The sequence below is a fragment of the Salinibacter ruber DSM 13855 genome (assembly GCF_000013045.1).
GTDB lineage: Bacteria > Bacteroidota > Rhodothermia > Rhodothermales > Salinibacteraceae > Salinibacter > Salinibacter ruber.
Map to the genome: position 1 here is coordinate 92,411 of NC_007677.1, position 21,708 is coordinate 114,118.

A 21,708-nucleotide genomic window follows, 5' to 3' on the forward strand; every position below is an offset into this window, starting at 1 on the left:
CGGGAAACGTATTGCGCATTTCGTATCTCGTCGTATCTCGGAGCGTACCGCGCCCTGTTGCGCACTGCGCAATACGCTCAAGAGAGACGCCTACCGCGCCCGGATCGCCTCAGCGAGATCGCCGAGGGAGTCGTCGTCCACCCGCACCCGGAGCACGGTCCGGTCCGCCTCCCGGAGGGCCTGGTGGTCGCCCGTGGCCTGGGCCGCGATGAGCTCCTCGAAGGTGTAGTCGGTCTCGGGCACCGGACCCGTCGCGTCCGGCGTGTCCACGAGCTGCAGGAAGAGCCCGTTCGGCGGGCCGCCCTTGTGCAGCTGGCCGGTGGAGTGGAGGAAGCGCGGGCCGTAGCCGAGCGTGGTGGCACAGCCGGTCGTGTCGCGCAGGGCCGTGACGAGGTCGGTGAGCGCCGCGGTCGTCTCGTCGGACGGGGGGAGGTAGGCCTGTACGCCGAGGTAGCCCGTCTCGTCGGCCGTGCCGAGCCAGTCGGCCAGCTCCTGCTCCAGGACGTCGTGATCGTCGGCCGCGACGGTGTGTGTGTCGCTGCCGGTGCCGTTCTCGGCCTGCATGGCCTCGCGGGCGAGGCGCTTGGCGGCCTCCACGTTCGGCTGGTTGAAGGGGTGGATGCCGAGCACCGCCCCGGCCGCGGCGACGCCCATCTCCCAGCGGTACATCTCGCGGGCCAGGTCGTACCGGTCGTCAAGCCGGACGCTGATGACGGGATGGCCGGCCTCGTCGAGCGCGCTGAGGGTCTCGATCGTGTCCCGGTCCTGCTCCCCGTGGAGGTAGAAGTAGACGAAGACGCGGTCCTCGCCGTAGGCGCCCGGGCCGGCCAGCGGCTCGTCGGCGACGGGGACGATGCCGGTGTCGTCCTTGCCGGTGCTCTCGGCGATGAGCTGCTCCTGCCACGCGGGGAACGCCTCGAGCGTCGGCGAGGTGACGAACGTGACCTTGTCGCGGCCGGCCGTGGCCAGCTCGCCGAGGGCGGCGCCGAGCTCCAGGCCCGAGTTGTTGGGCGCCGCCACGCAGAAGTCCGAGCCGGCCTCCGCGGCCCAGGCCCGATCCAGCAGCTGCTCAATGTCGACGCCCATCAGGGCCGCCGGCACGAGGCCGAAGGGGGTGAGGGCCGAGTAGCGGCCGCCGACGTCGGTGGGGGCGCGGAAGACGGCGCGAAAGTCGCGGTCCTCGGCGATCTCCTCCAGGTTCGAGCCCGGATCCGTGTTCGCCACGAAGTGATCCCCGGGCGTGTCGGTGAGGCCCGACACCCGGTCCCAGAAGTAGCGGAAGAAGGAAAGCGTTTCGGTGGTGGTGCCCGACTTGCTGGCGACGACGAAGAGGGTGCGCTCCAGGGCCAGGTCGTCGGCGAGGGCCGTCACGGCGTCGGGGTGCGTGCTGTCGAGCACGGTCACGTCCGGATAGCCGTCCGCCGGGTCGAACACCCTGCCGAAGACGTCCGGCGCGAGGCTGGAGCCGCCCATCCCGAGCACCACGACGTCGTCAAAGTCGCCCGTCACCGAGTCCGCGAAGGCCGTGATCTCCGCGGCCTGCTCCTGCATCGACTCCGGCAGGTCAAGCCAGCCGAGGCGGTTGGTCAGCTCGGGCGTGTCCTCGTCGGCCCAGAGCGTCGGGTCGCGGCGCCACATCCGGCACGCAAAGTCGTCCTCACGCCAGGCGTCCAGGCGCTCCGCCACGGCCGTCTCGTGCTCGTGCAGGTGCAGGGAGATCGGGTCGGGCAGATGGGCGGTAATCTCCTCGCGCTTCTCCTCGAGGACATCCATCAGGTCGTCGAACGGGGTGGCGAACTTCTCCACGCCGCGGGCCTGGAGCGTCTCGGTGACGTCGTCGAGGTCGATGCCCACCTCGTCGAGCCGCCGCAGCACCGCCTCGGCCCGGTCGAGGTCGTCGGTCACCGTCTGGCCGGCCACGGTGCCGTGGTCGCGGAAGGCATCGAGCGTGTCGGGGGGAATCGTGTTGACCGTCTGCTCCCCGATGAGCGACTCGACGTAGAGCACGTCCGAGCGCGTCGGGTCCTTGGTGCTGGTCGACGCCCAGAGCGGCCGCTGCACGAAGGCGCCCTGCTCGCGCAGGTCCGCAAAGTCGTCGCCGTGGAAGATTTCTTCGAAGCGGCGGTAGGCCATCCTGGCGTTGGCGATGGCCACGTCGCTGCCGTCGAAGTCGACCGCGTCGGTCAGGCCGCGCTCGTCGAGCCGGGTGTCGACCTCCCGGGCCACGCGGCTCACGAAGAAGGACGCCACCGAGACGATGCCGCTCGGGTCGTCGGCCCGGCGGAGCCCGCGCAGGTAGGCCTGGGCGACCTTCTCGTAGTGACCCAGCGAGAACATGAGGGTGACGTTGACATTGATCCCCTCACTCAACAGCTGCTCGATGGCCGGGATGCCTTCCTCCGTGGCGGGCACCTTAATCATGAGGTTGGGCCGCCCCACGGCGTCCCAGAGGCGGCGCGCCTCCTCGATCGTGCCCTCGGTGTCGTGGGCGAGGTGGGGCGAGACCTCCAGGCTCACGACGCCGTCGACGCCGGTCTCCTCGTAGACCGGGCGCAGTGTATCGGCGGCGCGGCGGATGTCCTCCACCGCCAGCCGCTCGTAGATGGTGGCCGCGTCCATTGAGGGATCTTCCGTCAAGAACGCGGTGATGGCGTCGTCGTACTCGCTGCTCCCGCCGATGGCCTTCTCGAAGATGGCGGGGTTGGAGGTGAGGCCGCGGAGGGCGTCCTCCTCCACGAGCCGCTCAAGCTGGCCGCTCTCCATGAGGCTGCGGCGGATGTAGTCGAGCCAGAGGGACTGGCCCTCGGCGCGGACGGCGCGGGTCGGGGTGTCGGCAGTTTGGGCGGTCGGCATGGGACGGGGTCGGCTTGTTCGTGCGGAAACGACAGGGCGAACTGTGTGGACGTGCCGGGGGGCATGCGCCCCCGTGTCGGGGCAAAAATTTCTTCAATCGACGCCCAAAACGCATTACGTCCGAGGGGCGGGTGGGGTCCTTCCCCATATCCTCGTGTCAATGCCCGGCCGATGACCGTTTTGTCTGACATCGTCCCAGGAACGGCCCTTTCGTCCCGGACCGAGGAGCAGCGTTACGCCGCGTTCCTGATCCCGGAGGGCCGTCTCAGCCGCCATGACGGTCCAGTCGGAACCCGCGTTTGCGATCAAAAGCAACGGCTCCGGCGTGGGCGGGATCGTTGTGATCGTGCAACAACCCGCGGATGCGGTGAGCCAGCTTGAGGACCTGATGCCCCCTTGTCTCCATCGTCGTCGGGTTCGGGGGCACGGGTCTCGTCCCGGGACTCTGGGAGCGGAGGGCCCGGGCCGTCCGGTGCGGTGGCAGGCGTTTCGGTTCGCTCGAAACGAGGCCCTCGCCCACGTCGCCGCCTTCGCGCCGGTGCTGCCGGCGTTTCTTCTCCTCTGTCCGCTCTGTTCCTTGCGCTTCCCAATCTGGAGCGGGCAACGTAGAGGATGCTGACGGGCCTGGAGGATGAGCGCGAGCCCGCCGGCGGACGCGGTAATGTGCTGCACCGGAGGCATTTCTTCTTGAGGGCCCACTGCCGACGATGGGGGATTAAGGCGGAGGGGGCCGCCTGGGGGGAACTTGCCGAAGGGATTGTGAGAGGCGATGGGAAACCCCGTGAAGTCCGGGGGGCGGGGGAACGACGTACCGCCATACAGATTACCGGAATGAACATTCATTCAGAAACGCAAAGCAGACCGGAAGCACGCAAAGCAAAGACACCGCCCGTCTCGGGTTCGGTGTTCGCCCCGCGTTTTGACCGGGGCCGTCTGCCATGTGCGCCGACGCCAACGCTCCGGCGCAGGATGAGCAAAAAGAAAACACAGGCAGCGCTGCGACCGACGGCACCACCCTATCCGCCGCAGCACCCCTGTGTCACACGATCTACCGCACAATCAACGTTTGTGTAGACCATGCAAACCGCAACATCGAAACTCACAGCCTCAATCGCAACCTTCGCCCTCCTGCTGGGCCTTGCCCTGCCGATGTCCAGCCAGGCCCAGTCGCCGGTTGACCTCGGCGTCCGGGGCGGCCTCACGCAGGCGACCTTCTACGGCGATGACGTAAACTCGAACGACTTCCGGCCGGGCTTCACGGGCGGCGTCTTCCTGAACTACCAGGTCAACGATGCCTTCGCCGTGCAGCCGGAGGTCCTCTACTCCCGGCGCGGCACGAAGAACCACAACAGTGCCGCGGGCAATGACATCCGCGTCCGCCAGGACGTCATCGAAATTCCGGTGCTCCTGAAGCTCAGCGCCCCGACGGCGCCGGTCACCCCGCGCCTGTACGTCGGGCCGGCCCTCGGCTTCATCACGAACAGCGAGTTGGGCAACGGCAATGACGCCGACGACAGCTTCACCGACGTGGACTTCAGCGGCGTCGTGGGCGGAGAGATCGCCTACGCCCTGAACAAGGGCCCGCTCAGCGAGATTGCGGTTGACGGGCGGTACAACCTCGGGCTTGCCAACCTGGGGGACGCCAACAACTTCGAAGACGTTCGGACGAGTGCCTTCACCGGCACGCTGAGCCTTCGCTTCGACATCTAACCTCAGTCTCTGGCTGACGCCGCGTCCCGAGTGGACGCCAAAGGGCCGTCCCCTTCATGGGGGGCGGTCCTTTTTGTTTTGGCGGGGGGCTTGGGGAAAATTTTCCGATTGGGGCCCCTGTAGGTCGACGGGGGCGTGGAGATGGGATAAAGGAGGAGCGAGCCCTGTGTGAATAGAGATGTGCGGCGAAACGCCCGATGATGGTCCGGGTTACCGGAATGAACGTTCATTCCAAGCCACCGACCAGGCCAATCGAAGACACACAGGGCAAACGCGGCGACATTCTCGGGGCCGGCCTTCGCCTGTTCGACGAGCAGGGATTCCACGGCACCTCCATGTCGGAGATTGCGGAGGCCGCAGGAGTGGGGGCGGGGACCATCTACCGGTACTTCGACGGCAAAGAGGACCTCGTCGACCAGTTGTACGCGGAGGCGCGCGCCGCGGCCCACGAGTCGATCATGGAGATGGGCTTCGACGAAGACGCCTCGGTGCGGGACCGCCTCCGGACGACCTGGCGGGCCGTCATCCGGAACTACATGGAGTGCCCCCGGCTCTACCGGTTCATCCTGCAGTACGAGTCGTCGGCCTACCTCCGGCGTGCCCAGCGTGCCCAGCCCGAAGACCTGCGGTCCCCATTCCAGGAAATTTACCGGGACGGGGTGGAGCAGGGGCTCTTTCCCGCTCTTCCGCAGTCGGTGTACGGGTCGTTCTTCATCGGAACGGTGACCCACCTGGTGCAGGAGCATCTCAACGATGGCCCGGAACTGGACGAGGAACTGATTGACCAGTCTTTCGAGATGCTCTGGGCCGCCTACACGAAGGCGTCGGTGGACCCCGGAACCGGCTAAACGATCCGCCGCTGCGCGTGAGTATGCCGCCCTGAAGTGGCGTGGTGTTTGGTGTCGCATTTTCCTGCTCCGGCACGGCATTCCCAGTCGGGTGCCGGTGTCCGTCATCGCTAATGTCTACTGTTTCCACATGGATTCCTCGACGTTCGCGGCTCGCCTGTGTGTCAACCGCTGGTTTGCCGACGTGGCCCGTCGGTCCTGGGCCCAGGGCCTCGCGGTGGCCCTTCTGGGGGGGCTTCTCGGAATGATGGCCCGTCCGCCCCAGCCCGCGGCGGCCCAGTCTGCGCCCGGCGAGGACGCAACCGTGGGGATCGTGCTCGGCGACTCCTCGCAGGCGCACCGGCGGGCCGCAAATGCCATTCGGCGAGAACTGCGATCGCTCATGCGCCCGGAGCGCCGGGTGCAGTTTCCGGAGGCGTACCGTCGAGTCCTGGACACGGGAGGCAATGCGGATCTGAAGCGCCTGTTGAGCGGCGAGACGGGCCCCTCGGTCGTCATCGCCGTGGGGCTATCGGCCTCTCATCGACTGGCCACGACGTCCAGGCCGGACGTACCGGTGGTGGCCGCCCACGTCCTGGACCCGAGCCTTCAGGGAGTGCCGAGGGCGGGGGACGCCAGCGGCGCGGCGAATTTGACGTACGTAACCGAGCCGGATCTGGTGCGCGAAAACATGGCCCTGTTGCGGTCCCTGACGCCGGCCTCGGCCCCGGCGCTGCTGGTGCCGGCCCGCATGCTGGAGGCGGCGCCCGCGCTCGCCGACCGGATGCGCCGCCGGCTCGGCCGGCAGGACTCGTCGGACGCGAACTGGCGGGTGGTGCCGGTGCGCTCCACGGCCGAGGCCACGCTGGAGGCCCTGCCCGCCGGCACGGACGCGGCCTACCTGGCGACGCCCCTGCCGCTCTCCTCCGTAGAGCGGGACCGTTTGATTTCGGGCCTGCGTGCGCGACAAATTCCGGCGGCCGTCCATCGGGGACGTGAACTCGTGGACCGGGGGGCGCTGGCGACGGCGTCCGCGCCGTCCGTTGCCCCCGTTCCCCGACGCACGGCCCTCCACGCCGCCGACGTGCTCCGGGGCGCGGCCGCCGGGTCGCTCGCCGTGGCGCTTCCGTCCCCGCGCACCCCCTACGTCAACAAGGCGACGGCCCGGCGGCTCGGCCTCTCCGTGCCGGACGCCCTGCGCCTGCGGGTGACCCTGACCGGCACGCCCGCCCCGGCGCCCACGGACTCGATCACCTACGCGCAGGCGGTGCGCCGGGGCATCGGCGCGAACTACGGGCTGAACGCCCGGCGGTCGGGGCTGGAGGCCGCGCGCGAGGACGTGCGGGTCGAGCGGGGCGACCTGCTCCCGCAGGTGCGAGTCGGGGCGCGGGCGCAGCAGGTGGACGCCGACCAGGCCGCCGCCAGCTTCGGGGCCCAGCCCGAGCGGACGCTGAGCGGGTCGGTGTCGTTCTCGCAGACCCTGTTTTCCCCCCAAGAGTGGGGCGACCTGGCGATCGCGAAGCGCCAGCAGGCGGCCGACGCGGCCGAGGTGGAACGCTCCGAGCAGGACCTTGCGCTTCAGGTGTCGAGGGCCTACGTGTCGGTCCTGCAGGCCCGCGCCCTGGCCCAGGTCCGGCGGAGCGACCTTGCCCTCAGCCGCGAGAACCTGTCGCTTGCCCGGGCCCGCCAAGAGTCCGGGCAGGTGGGCCGCCAGCAGGTGCTGCGCTTCAAGACCCAGGTGGCTCAGTCACGGCGCACGGTCCTCGATGCCGAGTCGCGGGTTGAGGTGGCCCGGACCCGCCTCGCGCAGGTGCTGGCCCGGTCCCCCGACGAGCTGGTGGGGGTGGCCGGGCTGTCCCCCTCCGATTCCATCCTGACGCTTCCGGAGTCGGTCTTTGCGGCGTACGGCCACACGTCGGCCGCCCGCCAGCGGCTCACCGACTTTCTGCTGGAGGAGGGGCTGTCGAACGCCCCTGAACTGCAGGCGCTCGACGAACAGATCGCGGCGGCCCGGCGGGGCGTCGAGGCGGGACAGCAGTCGTACTGGGCGCCCACCGTGGCCCTGGAGGGGCAGCTTAGCAGCCGCGCGCTGGAGGGCGGGGCGGGCACCGAGTCGTTGTCCCTGCCCGGAGGCCCCCCGGGCGGGGCTGCCCTCCCGCAGGCCCCCAACACCACCTGGAACGTGGGCCTTTCCCTCAGCCTGCCGCTCTTTACGGGCCTCAAGCGCGACGGGCAGATTGAGCGGGGGCGCGCCCGGCTCAGCCAACTGAAGGCCCAGCGCCGGGAGGTCCGCTCCAGCCTCGAGGAACGCATCCGGTCGCGAACCGAGCAGGCCACGTCCGGCTACCTCAGTCTGCGGGAGGCGGAGGCCGGCCGGCGCACGGCCCAGGAGACGATCGACCTCGTCCAGGACTCCTACACCGCCGGCGCGGCCGACGTGCTCGATCTCCTCGACGCGCAGGAGGCGGTCCTCAATGCCCGTCTGGCGGAGGTCGACGCCCGCTATTCGTTCCTGCTCCGTCTCCTGCAGACCGAGCGGGCCATCGCGCGCATCGGGCCCCTCCAGACCGCCGACGAGCGGACGGCCGTCCGCGAGCGCCTCCGTGCCTTCATGGACGGGGGGCGGTAGGGGACCTGCCCGTTTCCACTGTTTTCTTCACCGACGGCACTCTCCATCGATGCCTACGTCTTGTTTTTCGTTTTCGCGCGTCTCCGTGCCATCGGGGATCGGGCTTGTGCTCATGATTGGCGCGGCCGTGCTTCTGAGCGCCTGTGGCGCCGAGAGCGCGTCCGCGCCGCCGCTGGAGCCGCCGGTGCGTCCGGTCAAAATGCATACCGTCCAGGAGGCGGGGGCGACGCCGGCCCGGGAGTACCCGGGCACCGTCTCGGCGGCCGAGACGGCCACCCTTTCGTTCGAGCTCCCCGGGACGGTCGTCGACCTGCCCGTGCAGGAAGGCGAGCGCGTCGAGGCGGGGCAGCTCATCGCCCGCCTCGACGGCACCGACGCACAGTCGCGCCTGCAGTCCGCCCGTGCGACCCGAAACGCGGCCCGGTCGGCGTACGAGCGGGCCAAGTCCCTGTACGCACAGGGCATCGTGTCGCAGCAGCAACTGGAGGCGCGGCAGCGCGAGTACGAGGTGGCCCAGTCGCAGCTCGAGCAGGCCCAAACCCAGGTGGGGGATACGCGCATCACCGCCCCGTTCGACGGGCGCGTGGCCGAGAAAATGGTGGAGCTCAACGAGAACGTGGGGCCGCAGCAGCCCGTCGTGACGGTGCAGGACCTGTCCCGGATGGAGGTGGTGATCGACGTGCCGGAGCAGAGCCGGATGCGCCGCGCGCTGCAGTCGGAATCGCTCGCCGTCACCTTCTCGATGCGTCCGGGCCGTCGCCTCCCGGCCACGCTCAAGGAAATCACGACGACGGCGGACCCGCGCACCCGCACCTACGAGGCGACGCTCACGATTCGGCCGCCCGACGACGCCGGCATCCTGCCCGGCATGACGGCCCGTGCCATTGTGGGGGGCGGGCCGGCCCCGGCGGCCGACGGGGCGGGGACGATTGCAATTCCAACCAGTGCCGTCTTTTCGAGATCGGGCGGGACCGCCTCCGTCTGGGCAGTGCGCGACTCGTCGACGACCGTGGCCCGCCGGTCCGTGTCGCTCGGAACGATGCGCGACAGCACGGTGGTCGTCACCTCGGGCCTCCGGGCCGGCGACCGCATCGCCGCCACCGGGGTCCACCAGCTCAACGACGGCCAACCCGTCCGTCCACTGGAGTGACCTGAAGAAGGCTCCTGCAGCCGACCGCTCTCTTTTCACGTGTTCCGCCGTGAGCAACTATGGACATCGCCAAGGCCGCCATTGAGAACCGAACGCTGACGTACGTCACCACGTTGCTCGTGGTGGTGGGGGGCGTCATTGCGTTCCTGAACCTGGGGCGCCTGGAGGATCCGGAGTTTACCATCAAGCGCGCCCTGGTGGTGACCCAGTACCCCGGGGCGACCGCCCACGAGGTGGAGGCGGAGGTGTCCGACCCCATCGAGGAGGCCGTTCAGGCAATGGGAAAGGTGAAGGAGATCAAGTCCCGCTCCAGCCGGGGGCGCTCGACCCTGGAGGTCGAGATGAAGAGTGACGTCATCGGGGATGCGGTGACGCAGGCCTTCGACGACCTGCGCGACAAGGTCAACGACGCTCAGGGACGCCTGCCGCCCGGGGCGGGCCCGTCCGTCGTGGAGGACGACTTTGGGGACGTGTACGGCATCTTTATGGCCATTACCGGGGAGGGCTACAGCAAGCAGGAGCTGAAGGACCACGCGGAGGCCTTGAAGCGGGAGCTGGTGCAGGTGCAGGGCGTCGCGAAAGTTCGCCTTTTTGCGGACCGACAGGAGACCATCTACGTCGAGCCGAACCGCGACCGGTTGTCGAACCTGGGGATCAGTGTCGACCGGATCGCGGGAAGGCTGCGCACACAGAACATTGTCGTTGATGCCGGGCGCGTGCGGGTAGGAGACAGCCACATTTCGGTCCGGCCGTCGGGGGCAACGGCGTCGCTGGACGACCTGCGGTCGATTCTGATCGCGAGTCAGGGGGGACGCCAAATCTTCCTGGAGGACATCGCCACGGTGCGGCGCGGCTACGCCGCCCCGCCCCGGGCCCTCATGCGGTACGACGGCGAGCCGGCAATCGGCCTCGGCGTATCGACCGTCGACGGGGGCAACGTCGTTACGATGGGACGGGCCGTGAAGGCCCGCCTCGATGAATTGAAGGCCGATCGCCCCGTGGGCATCGAGTACAACTACATCAACTTCCAGGCCGAGGACGTGAGCGAGGCGGTGAGTGGCTTTGTCTGGAACCTGGTCACCGCCATCGCGATCGTGATCGTCGTGCTGCTGCTGGCGATGGGGTGGCGCAGCGGGCTCCTCATGGGGTTTGTGCTGGCGGTGACCGTGCTCGGCACGTTTATCCTGATGTACGCGACGGACGTGGTGCTGCAGCGGATCTCGCTGGGCGCGCTCATCATCGCGCTCGGGATGCTCGTCGACAACGCCGTGGTGATCGTGGACGGCATCCTGACGCGCCTCAAGGAGGGGCGGGAGCGGGTGGAGGCCGCGTCGGAGATTGTGGAGCAGACGAAGTGGCCGCTCTTCGGGGCCACGGCCGTGGCCATCCTGGGCTTCGCCGCCATCGGGACCTCCTCCGACAGCAGCGGGGAGTTTTTGGGGTCGTTGTTCCTCGTGATCCTCTACTCGCTGTCTCTGAGCTGGGTGCTCTCCGTTACGCTCGCGCCGCTCCTGGGGGTTGACTTTCTGAAGAAGCCCGACCCGGACGAGGCGGTGGAGAGCGCCCACGACGGGCCGGTCTACACTGTGTACCGGCGCCTGCTTCAGGGCGCGATCAACTACCGGTGGGTGACGGTGGCGGTCATCACGGTGCTCATGGGGCTGTCGATCTGGGGGAGCGGGTTCGTCAAGCAAAGCTTCTTTCCCGACTCCACGCGGCCGCAGTTTCTCGTGGACGTGTGGATGCCCCAGGGCACGCACATTCGGGACACTGAGGATGCCGTCAAGGAGGCGGAGCAGTACGTGCAGGGCCTCGACGCCGTCACCCACGTCAGTTCGGTGGTGGGGCAGGGGGCGCTCCGGTTCGTGCTGCCGTACAGCCCGGAGCGGCCCAACTCGTCCTACGCCCAGCTGATCGTGGACGTCGACGACTGGCGGACGATTTCCAGTCTCAAAGACTCGGTGGACGCCCGCCTCTCCGCGATGCTGCCGCGGGCCAACGTGTACGCGTTTCCGTTTGTCTTCGGGCCCGGGGGCGGCACCGGGCGCATTCAGGCGCGCATCAGCGGCCCCAACCCCGACTCGCTGCGGGCCATCGCCCAGCGCGTGGAGGGCATCTTTCGGGCGCACGACAACACCAAGGCCGTCCGCAACGACTGGCGCAACCGGGTGGAGGTCACCCGCCCCCAGGTCGCCGAGGACGCGGCGAGTGCCCTTGGGGTGACGCGCCCCGACGTGGCCCGCGCCGTTCAGCGGACCTTTGAGGGCACCCGCATGGGGGTGTACCGAAGAGGGGAGGACCTGCTGCCCATCATGATGCGGGCCCCGTCCGAGGAGCGGGCCCGCGCCAGCAACATGAAAAACGCGCAGGTGTGGAGTCCCGTGGCGGGCGCGTACGTCCCGATCCGGCAGGTCGTCTCCGGGTTCGAGACCGGCTTCGAGGACGGCATTGTGTGGCGGTACAAGCGCGCCCCGACGGTGAGCGTGTACGCCGACCCCATCTCGGGGACGGCGACCTCGGTCTTCCAGCAGGTGCGCCCGACGGTGGAGAAGCTCTCGCTTCCGCGAGGGTACGACATCGAATGGGGCGGCCAGTACGAGAACTCGAACGAGGCCAATGCCTCGCTCTTCTCGGCGGTCCCGATTTTCTTCGTGCTGATGGTGCTGATCACGGTGGCACTCTTCAACGCGCTCCGCCAGCCGCTCATCATCTGGCTGACCGTGCCCCTGGCCCTGATCGGCGTGGTGGCGGGCCTGCTCGCCACGGGGGCGGCCTTCGGGTTTACGGCCCTGCTGGGCTTCCTGAGCCTGTCGGGCCTGCTCATCAAGAATGCCGTCGTCGTGATCGACGAGATCGAGATCTGGAAGCAGGACGAATCGCTCTACCAGGCCATCGTGGGCGCGAGCGTCGTCCGGCTGCGCCCGGTCATGATGGCGTCGATTACGACGGCCCTGGGCATGATTCCGCTCTTTACCGACGCGTTCTTCGTGGCCATGGCGGTGACCATCACGTCCGGGCTGCTCTTCGCCACGGTGCTCACAATGATCGTGGTACCGGTCCTCTACGCCATCCTCTTTGGCGTCGAGCGCCTCCCGTATTCGGAACGCTAGCCGGTCGTCCGCGGGGCGCCCGTCCGCGATCGCTCGGAAACCGGGCGTGCGGCGCCGAGGGGCGCCCGCCTGCCGGTCCCGATGCCGACGGACGGCGAGGTCTCGGCCTCGTTCGGAGGCCCTGAGTCCGAACGGGGGCGACCCGCCCCGCCCGACGCGAGTCCCTGGGCCGTTTGGGGTGTTCTCGGGCCGTGAGAATTGCACGGCGCCCCAGCCTGCATCGGTTCTTTTGACGGCCCGCACTGCCGAGCCGAGGGCGGCATGGGGATGGCACCCCCGGCAGCGAACTGTGGTGTGTGGAGTCGAGGCCACGTCGCAACCCGAAAGGAGGGGGACGTACGTGTTTCCTTCGTGAAATTTCACGGACTGTCGAGTCCTCCTGGACCTGCCCCGGGAATGGAGTGTTTTTTGCTCGATCTGTGTGCAGTAGGCGTCCACCTCCATCTCCGTCCGTCGCGTCGATCCCATGATACCCCGCCCGGTCCTCTGGGGACTGCTCGCCGTCGGCCTGCTGCCGCACTGGAGCGGTGTTTGTTCCGCGGACGCCGCCCCGACGGACAGCCTTCAATACGGGGCGCCCGCCCCCATCGCGCAGGTCCGGCGGGACGTCGATGGGGACAGCATCCCGGACCGCGTGGGCGATACGGTGGTGGTGGCGGGGCGCGTGGCCGCCGCGCCCGGCGCCCTGCCGCTCCCAGAGGAGGGGGTTGGCAGTCTGCAGGACGGGACAGGAGGGATTCACGTGCGCCTCCCGGAGGCCCGCGCCCTCAGCCGTGGCGACAGTGCTCGGGTGTGGGGCGTGCTGAGACACGAGGCGGGACTGGCCCAGATTGCGGGAATCGGCTACGAGCGCGTGGAGGCCGCCCGGCGGACGCCCGATCCGGTGCCGCTCTCGGTGCCGTCGGCCGCGTCGGACCGCCACGAGGGACAACTCGCACGCGTAGACGGCACGATTACGGCACGCAGCGCGAACCGGGGGGGCGAATACTTCGTCCTCCGCGAGGACGAGTCGTCCGACGCTCAGCTCACCGTGTTCGTGTCGAACCAGCACACGGAGCGCATCCGTCTGGGGCGGTTCGACGAGGGCGACCGGGTGGAGGTGACGGGCATCATCAGCCAGTACGACCTCTCCTACCAGGTTCTTCCCCGCGGCGAAGACGATCTGGTCCACATCGGGCAGGCGTGGACCTACCTGCGATGGGCCCTGCTGGGCGTCGGGGGGCTCGGGCTGGTCTCCATTGCGGTGATCCTGTTCCTGCGGTCCGCCGTGCGGCGCCGAACCCAAGAGTTGACCCGGCGGGAGGCGGAGCTGAAGGACCGGCAGATGAAAGTCGAGGCCCTTTACTCGGCGACCGATCACCTGCTCCGGGCCGCCAGTCGCACGGAGGTCGCGGGGGCCCTCATTGACCTCGTCCGTGAGGTGCTGGGCTATCGGGGCGTGTCGGTGCGCTTCGCCGAGGACGGGGCCCTGAAGGCCTTCGACGTGGCGGAGACGACCTTTACGTTCATGCCCGAGCGGCCGGATTTTAACATTGAGGGGGACAGTGCCGTCGCGGAGGTATACCGGAGCGGCACTACGCTCGCGGTTGAGGACGTGGAGGAGATGGAGATGGACGACCCGGCTGCGCACGGCGACCTGCGATCGGTCGTGGTGGTCCCGATCGGCGAGCACGGCACCTTCGCGGTGGCGTCGCCGGAGCCCGGCGCGATCAGTGGGTTCGACACGCACCTGATTGAGGTGCTCGGAAGCTACGCCACGACGACGCTCGACCGACTCGACCGGGAGAAGGCCCTGCGTGCGGCAAAGGAAGAGGCGGAGCGGGCCCGAACGGAGGCGGAGGTGGCGCGGGATCAGGCCGAGGAGGCCGCCCGGCTGAAGTCGGCCTTCCTGGCGAACATGAGCCACGAAATCCGCACGCCCCTCACCTCGATCATCGGGTTTGCCGAGGCCCTCGGCGACGAGGTCGGCGACGGGAACGGCAATACCGGTCGGTTTGCCGGGCTCATCGAGCGGAGCGGGCGCCGCCTGCTCGACACGCTCGACGGGGTGTTGAACCTCTCGAAGCTGGAGGCGGGGCAGATGGGGCTCGAAACGGAGCCGGTCGACCTGGTCACGAAGGCGCGCCGGGCCGCCGAGGAGCTGCGGCCGCAGGCGACAGAGAAGGGGCTGGGGCTGACGGTCGAGACAGGCCGCCCGGAGGTCTGGGCGCGGGCCGACGCGGGCAGCGTGCAAATTGTGCTGCAGAACCTGGTCTCCAACGCCATCAAGTACACCGAGGAGGGGGGCGTCCACGTCCGAGTGTTTCGGGAGAACGGCTGGGCGGTCTTGGAGGTTGAGGACACCGGGATTGGGATGGATCCGGCGCTGGCCGACGATCTGTTCAAGCCGTTCCGGCAGGCGTCGGAGGGCCTCGGTCGGGCCTACGAGGGCAGCGGCGTGGGGCTGGCGGTAACCCAGAAGGCGACGGAGGAGATGGGGGGGCAGGTCGACGTCGAGACGGAGGCAGGGGCCGGCAGCTGCTTCACTGTGCGGCTTCCCGAGGCCACGTCGCCGGAGGCCGAGGTGGCCGAGGGCGGGAAGACCGAACCGATCGGGGAGGCGTAGAGACCCTCACGTTGAGCAAGATCCCGCCCATCGGTTCTGCGCCGTGCGCAGCCCATGCCTACTCGCGGTCCACCTCGGCGCCGGTAACCTCGAAGCGCGCCCCGCCGTCGCGCCCCTCCGTCAGAGCGAGGGACCATCCGTGGGCGTCCACGATGGTCTTCACGATGCTCAGGCCGAGCCCCGTGCCTTCCTCGTCCGACGAGTACCCGGCCTTGAGCACCTCCTCCTGCTGATCGGACGGGATGCCCGGGCCGTCGTCTTCTACGAAGAACCCGTCGTCGAGTGCGCCGATCCGGAGGGTTACGTCCTCGCCTCCGTGCTCGATGGCGTTGCGGAACAGGTTTTCCAGAAGTCGCTGGAGGCGGTTTGCGTCGGCGCGCACACGGGGGGGGGCGTCGGCCACGAGGCCGGCCTCCGGCACGTCGACGCGCTCCCAGCACGACGCAATTAGGGAGGCAAGGTCACAGTATTCCAGGTCCTCGTTGCTGAGTTTTTGCCCGCCCCAGGTAATTGCCAGCAGGTCCTCGATGATCTCGTCCATCCGCGCTAGGGCCCGGTCGATGGCCGAAAGGTGGCTCAGGTCCTCCGTGTCCTCGACGAGTTCAAGGCGGCCCTTCGCCACGTTGAGCGGGTTTCGGAGGTCGTGGGCCACGAGGCCGGCGAAGTTGTCGAGTCGTTCGTTCTGGCGCTCGAGCTGCTCCGTGGCGCGGCGGTGCTCGAGCTCGTAGCTCGCCCACCGGGACATCAGTTCCACGAAGGTGCGCTCCCGCTCCGTGAACGCGGTGGGGCGGGCGTCGGAGGCCGCGAAGCACAGCGTGCCGTAAAGCGTCCCGTCGACCAGGATTTGCGAGCCGATGTAGGTTCTCAACCCGAATTTCTCGTGGGCCGGGTCGCCCGTCCAGCCCGCAGCCGCGGCGTCCTGGACGGCCAGCAGGGTCTCCTGCTCCACCGTCGTTCGGCAGTACGATTCGGAGAGGGGGCACGACTTGCCGGGTTGGAGCAACGGGTGGTCCCCCGTCGCCTGGAGGATGTGCTGCGTGCCGTCCGAGATGCGGGTCAAAAACCCGTACGGGAGGTCCAGGTACGTGCACCCGAGCTCGATGAGGCGGCGCACCTTGTCGTCGAAGGGGGCGTTTTGGTCGGCGGTGATGCGGTACATCGACCGCAGGGCGGCCTGCTCGTCGCGCAGCGTCTGCTCCCGTTCCTTCTGCTCGGTGATGTCGGTGTAGATTGCGTACCCTTCCGGCGTCTCGCTATCGGAAAACAGCACCGAGTTGAGCCGGAAGTGCCGGCGCCCTTCGTTCGTTTCGCGGATCACTTCGGCCTGCACACTGCCCTCCTCCACGGCCCGTCGGGTGAGCGTCTCGGCCTGGGAGAGCCGTTCGTCGGGGGCGAGAAGCGCATCGAGGTCGTGGCCGACCACCTCGCTCCGGGATACGCCGAAGGCCTCCTCAAACGCCACGTTGGCGCCGCGGGCGATGGCGACCCCGCCCTGTACCTCGTAGTGTACCACCGGGCTCGGCAGGCCCGTGTAGAGCGCCGCCAGCCGGTCGCGTTCGAGCCGAAGCGTTTCGTCCTGGGCCGTAGACAGAGGCGCCATCCGCGCAATGCCCACGACGCAGTTTGGCGGCCCCACGTCGCCGGACAGCGGCCGCGCGGTGAACGTGCACGGGCGGGGCGGGCCTTCGCGAGGAAGAAGCGCAACCTCCGCCGTTGCGGTGTCGCGCCCCGCCCGCACGGCATCGAGGGCCTGTTCGACGGCCGCGGCGTCGCCCTTCCCGAACAGTTCCGGCAGGCTTTTTCCACGGAGGGCAGCGGCCGAGTGCCCGACGGCCTGCCGAAGAGGAGGGTTGCCCCACGCGAGTGTGTTCTGCGGGCCGAACACGAACACCGGGTCGGGCATGGCCGCCAGCACGGCGTCCGCGAAGTCGGACTGTTCGGGCAGCGGCGGGGGGGGCTCCGCGTCTGTATGGTCGTCGGGCGGGGGGCCGCCCTGCGTCTCGCTTGCGGGCATTGCGGTGCGGGCTGGAGCAAAAGGGGGACGTGAAGCACGCCTCCCGGCAGGCGGTCGGCGAGCGCTTCACTTTCGGGCTTCACGTTCGTTTTGTATCGGTGTCCTACTACGACTCTCCCAGGCCAACGATTCGGCCAGCGCGAAGGCCCTGGGGGAAGTATAGAGATCAGCAAGATTGGTGCCAAGTTTGGAGCGCAACGGGGGCGTGGCGGACGGGCGGCCCACAACAGGCCGGGGCGACACTACGCCGCGGTGCCGTTTTCGTGCTCCTGAATGCGGGTGAGCGAGGCCTCCAGTGCGTCGCGGTGGATCACCTCGCCGGTGTTGGGCTGTACCTGTCCAAATTCGAGCACACCGGTCGGGCACGTCTCCACGCACGCCGAGCACCGGACGCACTCCGGATCGTCCATCGGCTCGCCCTTCTGGGCGTACGCCATCACGTCGATGCCCTGGTGGCAGACGCTCGTGCACTGGTTGCACGAGATGCACTTCTTCTTGTCGGCCAGGATGCGGAAGCGGCTAAACCGGTGGTAGATGTGCATAATCGCCGCCAGGGGACAGAAAAAGCGGCACCAGAAGCGCCCGCTGAGCCAGAAGTACACCCCGAAGCCCACCATGCCGGCCAGCAGAATGTCCACCACCCAGCTGTAGCCCAGGCCGAGGCTCCCGCCGTAGAGGACGGCCCGGTAGGCCTCCGCCGCCCAGCTGCCCGGCCAGATCCACCCGCCGATCCGCAGGACCAGCAGCGCAAACGCCACCCCCATAATCACCTGCCCCGCCAGGTTCAGCTTGTTCCAGCCGGGGCCGTGCGGCATCTTCTCGCGGTGCTGGTCGCCGAGGGTCTCGGCCAGGGCGCCGCAGGTGCAAATCCAGCCGCAGTAGGCCCCCTTCCCCCAGAAGTAGATCATCCCGGGGATGAGCACGAAGGTCTGCACGAAGCAGATGGCGAGCCACCACCAGAGCGGGTCGGTGGTGAACACGTTCCAGATGAAGAGGGGCCACGCCAGGATGAACCCGTAGGCCCGCCAGTACTGGCGCCCGTGGACCGCGTACTCGCTCGTGGGGAAGAGGGCGTCGAGGACGCCGGTGGGCAGAAGGCCGTTCGCCCCGAGGTAGGGAAGGACGAATTCCGGAAGGATGAAGAGCGGCAGCACCTGAATGCCCATCAGGGTGAGCGTCTGCACCTTGATGTAGGGCGTTTTGCGCCGCCGGATGCGTTTCACCCCAAAGACGACCACGAGCGCCGAGTAGGCGAACGTGTAGTAGAAGCCCGGCTTCTGCATCGAGGTCAGCAGAATGTCGAGCGCGCCCGTTCCGCTCGTGTCGGGGGACCAACCGAACGGGAAGAACCCGGTGGCCTGCGCCCACTGGCCCACCCAGCCGCCGTCCTTCCAGCTGTAGACGGCCACCATGAAGAAAAAGAAGGCCGCGAACGCCGTGATGCGGTCCCAGCGCAGGTCCGTCAGCCAGGAGAGGCCCGACACCGCCTCCTGGAGGGAGTCGGGCACCTCGCCCCAGTCGTTGCGGAGCTCGATGCCGGAGCGGCGGAAGAAGTCAAGCGGCGCCTCCCGCCCGATCGTCGCGAAGACGTGGTCCGCGTCGACCGTCTCCGTATCGCCGTTTTCGTCGGAGAGGACGACCTCGTCCTCGCGGATCTCCTCCACGTCGGTCGGCATCTTGAGGGTGAGGCTGCCCTCGCCCTCGTGGTACGTGGCCCGCTCGTAGAGGCGCTCCACGTTCTCCTCCTTCGGCCGCACGAACTCGTCGCGCCGGTACGAGAGGGTGACGTCCGCCCCCGCCTCCGTCAGTGCAGTGGCCGCTTCCGCCGCCGAGTCGCCCCCGCCGATGACCAGGGCCCGGTCGCCGCGGCACCGCGTGGGGTCGTGCAGGCGGTGTTGCACGTGGTCCTTGTCCTCGCCGGGCACGTCCAGGCTTCGGAAGTTGCCGCTCCGCCCGATGGCCACGATCACGCGCTGGCCTCGGATGCGATCCCCGTCGGTCGTGACCACCTCGTGGCCCTCGGGGGCCGGGTCGATCCGGTGGGCCGTCGCGTGCCGCACCGGAAGGTCCTTTGTCTGGGCCTCCAACTCGTCAACGAGCGCCTCTTTCACCTGCGCGGTCACCTCAAGGTCGCTTGCCGGCGTCATTGCCTCCGGGTAGGTGTAGATCGGCTTTCCGGCCTGGAAGTCTTTGATCGTCGCAAACCGGCGCTGCGACTCCAGGACGCAGAAGGAGAGCCCGCTCTTTTGGGCCTCCCGGGCGGCGGCCATGCCGCTGGCCCCCGCGCCGATGATGACCACGTCGTACGGCCCGTCCGCGCCCGTCGGCTCCACGGGGTCGATGCCCCGCGTGAGGAGGTCCCGCACGGCTTGTGCTCCGCCCTCGACCGAGAATTTGAGGAGGGGCACCCCGGCCAGGTCGCCCACGACGTACACCCCGTCGACGTTGGTGCGAAAGTGGTCGTCGACCTTGGGAAGTTTTTCGGGCTTGCCGGCGGGCCACTGCAGGTGGAGCCAGTTGGCGTAGCGGGCGAGCGCGTCGAGCATGGGAGCTACAGAACGGTAGGGCGAAGGCCAGGGCGGGAGAAGCGTCCGTGGACCCCAAACGAGTGGACCCCAAACAAGTGGTCGGAGGCTACCGGCCGGCGTTACGGAACCGACCCGGTGTGCAAACACACGGACAAGTTTGTGCGAAGTGCCCTTGAGCCCCGTGCGCACCCGATGCCGTGTGTTGGGGGAGCGCCGCAGGGGGCTCATCCTCATCCATGGAGGGCCGGAGGGCAAAACAGGGGAGACCGAGGACGTCGGCCCGCGTCCCTGTGCCCAACCGGATGAACCGCGGGGCGCGGGCGGCGCTAGGAGACAAACCACCGCCGGCTCACCTGGACGCCGACCGCGAGCACAGTGCCCCACAGAAGGTGCGCCAGCAGGCTGTTCGGATTGAGGTTCGGGACCGGGGTCGCGATGCCGACGAGGTTAAGCCAGATCGGCATCACGAGTCCCCCCGCCACGAGCCATAGCACGGCCCCCCACGCGGCCCCCACACCGGCCGTCCCGATCCAGGTTGTCCGCCACCACCGCGGCAGAAGGGTGAGGAGGCCGGCGTAGATGAGGGCAAAGACGAGACTGTGAAACTCGTGGGTCAGGACGCCGACGAGAAGGCTCTTTGTGCCGTAGAGCGCGCCGATGACCGGCACGACGCCGGTGGTGACGTGCATGTACGCCCCCATGACCACGCCCGCGATCAGCCCTGACAGGGCGGTGGCCCCGAGCCGGGCCGGCGCGACGCCCACGAGGGACGAATCTGCCGGGGCGGCGGATTCGCCTTCGGCGGACTCGGAGACGCGTTCGAGGGCGATCGACACGGTGGTCCCCGCGTCGGTCACCTCAGTGTGGACGGATCCCCGAAACGTGTGGACGAATAGCCGCACGAGATACAACCCGAGCCCCGCTGTGGGGTCCCCGCGTTCGGAGATGGTCGTGCCGTTCTCCAGTGCTTCCCGGTTCTTGTCCGGCAGCCCGGGCCCCTCGTCGGACACAGAGATCGTCGCGGTGTCGGGGGTCGTGTCGAGGGCGACGGCCACGCGGGGGGCCTCCACGCCGGCGTGCTCGGCTCCGTTTTTGAGCAACTGCCCCACCACGTCCGCCAGCCGGTGATTCGCGTACGCCAATAGGTCGGAGGGAAGCGATTGGGCCACGAATGTCGCGTCGGGGTGTCTCTCTCGTGCCTGCTGGAGGGCCGTCTCGACGGCTTCCGGGACGTCCACCGGCTGCCGCTCGGCCCCGGCGCCCGGCTCGGTGAGGTCGTGCACGCTTCCCATGACGGCCTCGATGGACTCGGCCTTTTCCAGAATGGCGTCCACCGACTCCAGTCCCGTGTCCGCACCGTCCCGCAGGAGCGGGGCGCTTCCTTTGATTACCGTGACGGCGTTCATCACCCGGTCGTGTAGCAAGCGATTCAGGATGACGAGCCGATTCTGACGGTTCAGGAGTTTGCGCTGGGCGGCTTTGTTTTGGGCGGCGTACACGCCGGTGAGGGCCCCGCCCACGCTGCCCCCAATCAGCACATTCGAGAAGAGGCCGATCGTCCGGACGTCTTCGGCGAAGGAGGACGGGCCTCCGTAGACGGTCGCCACGATGAGCAGGCCGATCACGCCGGCCCCGAGCACCGTCCACTGCGCAATAGTGCGCACGTACCACGTCTCGAACGAGCCGATGGCGAGGGCCACGCCGCACACCGACAACGACAGCCCGAGGACGAGGGGGACGATGCCCCCGACCACAAACGCCGTCGACGCCTCCGCGTGGGCGAACGTGATGGTGTAGCGGGTCAGCACAAACCCCAAAAGTGCGATGACCAGCCCGCTAGGGGTGAATGTCCGACGCATGCTCTCGTGCGTGTGGCAGAAGACAACAGAAGCAACGACGCGGAACGTGTTTAGGCGACGCGGGGCCGGGACGCAACCGATTCGTGTTACGTCCGGCTGCGCCCCGCTGCGTGCTGGTCGGCAAGAGAGGCCGCACACCGAACGAGGGGGGCGGTGTTCGCGGCCGGGCGATCCCAAGCTCGGATCCCGGCCCGGGCGACCGCAGCCTCGTTCCGGTGTTCTGGAGGCCCTCCGACCGGTGCCGACGAGGCATCTCTCCGTTCCGCTCGCCCCCGGTTATCGGCGGTCGGGGCGCGTGCCTTCAACGCGGCCCTGGGTCCGACGGGGCCATTCGAGGGGGCACACGCGGGCGACCGAGGAACGAATTCCGTTGACGGAGGCACCGAAGGGGCGAGAACACTCGGCGTGCGCCCCTCCTCGATT

The 21,708-nt window shown here is 68.7% G+C and carries 10 protein-coding genes; 6 read left to right on the top strand and 4 right to left on the bottom strand.

The window, feature by feature from the left end:
• Positions 1–90 precede the first annotated feature (90 nt).
• Positions 91–2,853: a bifunctional transaldolase/phosoglucose isomerase gene (locus SRU_RS00450; RefSeq protein WP_011402866.1), complete on the bottom strand. Its 2,763-nt coding sequence runs from the start codon at positions 2,851–2,853 to the stop codon at positions 91–93.
• A 1,077-nt stretch (positions 2,854–3,930) separates the two neighbouring features.
• On the opposite strand from SRU_RS00450, the gene SRU_RS00455 reads away from it, so the two are divergent.
• The 6 genes from SRU_RS00455 (at position 3,931) to SRU_RS00480 (ending at position 14,884) form a co-directional block, all read left to right on the top strand.
• Entirely contained in the window at positions 3,931–4,563 is a 633-nt protein-coding gene (locus SRU_RS00455) for a porin family protein (RefSeq protein WP_011402867.1), read from the top strand.
• Between the two features lie 218 nt (positions 4,564–4,781).
• Complete coding sequence (locus SRU_RS00460) at positions 4,782–5,411, top strand: TetR/AcrR family transcriptional regulator (RefSeq protein WP_112902703.1); 630 nt, start codon at positions 4,782–4,784, stop codon at positions 5,409–5,411.
• A gap of 130 nt (positions 5,412–5,541) precedes the next feature.
• On the top strand, positions 5,542–8,019 hold the full coding sequence (locus SRU_RS00465) for a TolC family protein (RefSeq protein WP_112902705.1): 2,478 nt from the start codon (positions 5,542–5,544) through the stop codon (positions 8,017–8,019).
• Positions 8,020–8,068: 49 nt separating this feature from the next.
• Complete coding sequence (locus SRU_RS00470) at positions 8,069–9,169, top strand: efflux RND transporter periplasmic adaptor subunit (protein WP_193345386.1); 1,101 nt, start codon at positions 8,069–8,071, stop codon at positions 9,167–9,169.
• 59 nt (positions 9,170–9,228) lie between these two features.
• Positions 9,229–12,279, top strand: coding sequence for an efflux RND transporter permease subunit (locus SRU_RS00475; protein WP_011402871.1), 3,051 nt, complete (start codon positions 9,229–9,231; stop codon positions 12,277–12,279).
• A gap of 466 nt (positions 12,280–12,745) precedes the next feature.
• Positions 12,746–14,884: an ATP-binding protein gene (locus SRU_RS00480; RefSeq protein WP_011402872.1), complete on the top strand. Its 2,139-nt coding sequence runs from the start codon at positions 12,746–12,748 to the stop codon at positions 14,882–14,884.
• 58 nt (positions 14,885–14,942) lie between these two features.
• Here SRU_RS00480 and SRU_RS00485 read toward each other — a convergent pair whose 3' ends face one another.
• The 3 genes from SRU_RS00485 to SRU_RS00495 form a co-directional block, all read right to left on the bottom strand.
• A complete protein-coding gene (locus tag SRU_RS00485) occupies positions 14,943–16,898 on the bottom strand; it encodes a PAS domain-containing protein (RefSeq protein WP_011402873.1) in 1,956 nt (651 codons plus the stop codon).
• Between the two features lie 242 nt (positions 16,899–17,140).
• Positions 17,141–19,444, bottom strand: a complete 2,304-nt coding sequence (locus SRU_RS00490; protein ID WP_043551681.1) for an FAD-dependent oxidoreductase — start codon at positions 19,442–19,444, stop codon at positions 17,141–17,143.
• A 308-nt stretch (positions 19,445–19,752) separates the two neighbouring features.
• Positions 19,753–21,285, bottom strand: a complete 1,533-nt coding sequence (locus SRU_RS00495; protein ID WP_237701801.1) for an ATP-binding protein — start codon at positions 21,283–21,285, stop codon at positions 19,753–19,755.
• Between the last annotated feature and the right edge of the window lie 423 nt (positions 21,286–21,708).